Here is a 1,715-nt window from a genome sequence, read left to right as displayed (position 1 = left end):
TCGGAGGTCAGGCCCTTGATGGTGCCTGCCTTGTGGGCGTTGAGGGGCTGTTCCATCTTCATGGCTTCCAGGACGACGATCAGGTCGCCTTCCTGGACTTCCTGGCCTTCCTCGACGGCGACCTTGACGATGGTGCCCTGCATGGGGGAGGCGAGGGTGTCGCCGGAGGCGACCGGGCCGGATTTCTTGGCGGCGCGTCGTTTGGGCTTGGCGCCGGCCGCGAGGCCGGTGCGGGCCAGGGACATGCCCAGGGAGGCCGGCAGGGAGACCTCCAGGCGCTTGCCGCCGACCTCGACGACGACGGTCTCGCGGCTGGTGTCCTCTTCCGTCTCGGCGTCGGCCGCGGCGGTGAAGGGCTTGATCTCGTTGACGAATTCCGTCTCGATCCAGCGGGTGTGGACCGTGAAGGGGTCGGCGGAGCCGGTCAGCTCGGGAGCGAAGGCCGGGTCCTTGACGACCGCGCGGTGGAAGGTGAGCGCGGTGGCCATGCCCTCGACCTGGAACTCCTCCAGGGCGCGGGCGGCGCGCTGAAGGGCTTCCCTGCGGGTGCGGCCGGTGATGATCAGCTTGGCGAGCAGGGAGTCCCAGGCGGGGCCGATCACGCTGCCGGACTCCACGCCGGCGTCCAGGCGGACGCCGGGGCCGGAGGGTGCGGCGAAGCGGGTGACCGTGCCGGGGGCGGGCAGGAAGTTGCGGCCGGGGTCCTCGCCGTTGATGCGGAACTCGAAGGAGTGGCCGCGCAGCGGGGGGTCGTCGTAGCCGAGTTCCTCGCCGTCGGCGATGCGGAACATCTCGCGGACCAGGTCGATGCCGGCGACTTCCTCGGTGACCGGGTGTTCGACCTGGAGGCGGGTGTTGACCTCGAGGAAGGAGATGGTGCCGTCCTGGCCGACGAGGAACTCGCAGGTGCCGGCGCCTTCGTAGGCGGCTTCCTTCAGGATGGCCTTGGAGGCGCGGTACAGCTCGGCGACCTGTTCGGGGGACAGGAAGGGGGCCGGGGCCTCCTCGACCAGTTTCTGGTGGCGGCGCTGGAGCGAGCAGTCACGGGTGGAGACCACGACCACGTTGCCGTGCTTGTCGGCCAGGCACTGGGTCTCCACGTGGCGGGGACGGTCCAGGTAGCGCTCGACGAAGCACTCGCCGCGGCCGAAGGCGGCGACCGCCTCGCGTACCGCGGACTCGTACAGCTCGGGGACCTCTTCCAGGGTCCGGGCGACCTTCAGGCCGCGGCCGCCGCCGCCGAAGGCTGCCTTGATGGCGATGGGCAGGCCGTGCTCCTGGGCGAAGGCGACGACCTCCTCGGCACCGGAGACCGGGTCGGGTGTGCCGGCGACCAGGGGGGCGCCGGCCCGCTGGGCGATGTGCCGGGCGGCGACCTTGTCACCCAGGTCGCGGATGGCCTGCGGGGGCGGGCCGATCCAGACCAGACCGGCGTCCAGGACCGCCTGCGCGAACTCGGCGTTCTCCGACAGGAAGCCGTAACCCGGATGGACGGCGTCCGCACCGGATTCGCGCGCGGCGTTCAGCACCTTCTCGATGTCCAGGTAGCTGCCGGCCGGAGTGTCACCGCCCAGGGCGAACGCCTCATCCGCGGCGCGGACATGCAGAGCGTCCCGATCCGGGTCGGCGTAGACGGCCACGCTCGCGATCCCGGCGTCCCGGCAGGCCCGGGCCACGCGGACAGCGATTTCGCCACGGTTGGCGATGAGCACCTT

The 1,715-nt window shown here is 71.3% G+C and carries 1 protein-coding gene; it reads right to left on the bottom strand.

The genetic code is table 11. The features are described from left to right. On the bottom strand, nt 1–1,715 hold a 1,715-nt coding region (locus ACZ7P3_RS42550; protein WP_472090053.1), incomplete at both ends, for an acetyl/propionyl/methylcrotonyl-CoA carboxylase subunit alpha.

Source organism: Streptomyces sp. NPDC107581 (assembly GCF_055657175.1).
The sequence above is the reverse complement of the archived record's forward strand: the minus strand, read 5'-3'. Positions and strand labels throughout refer to the sequence as shown.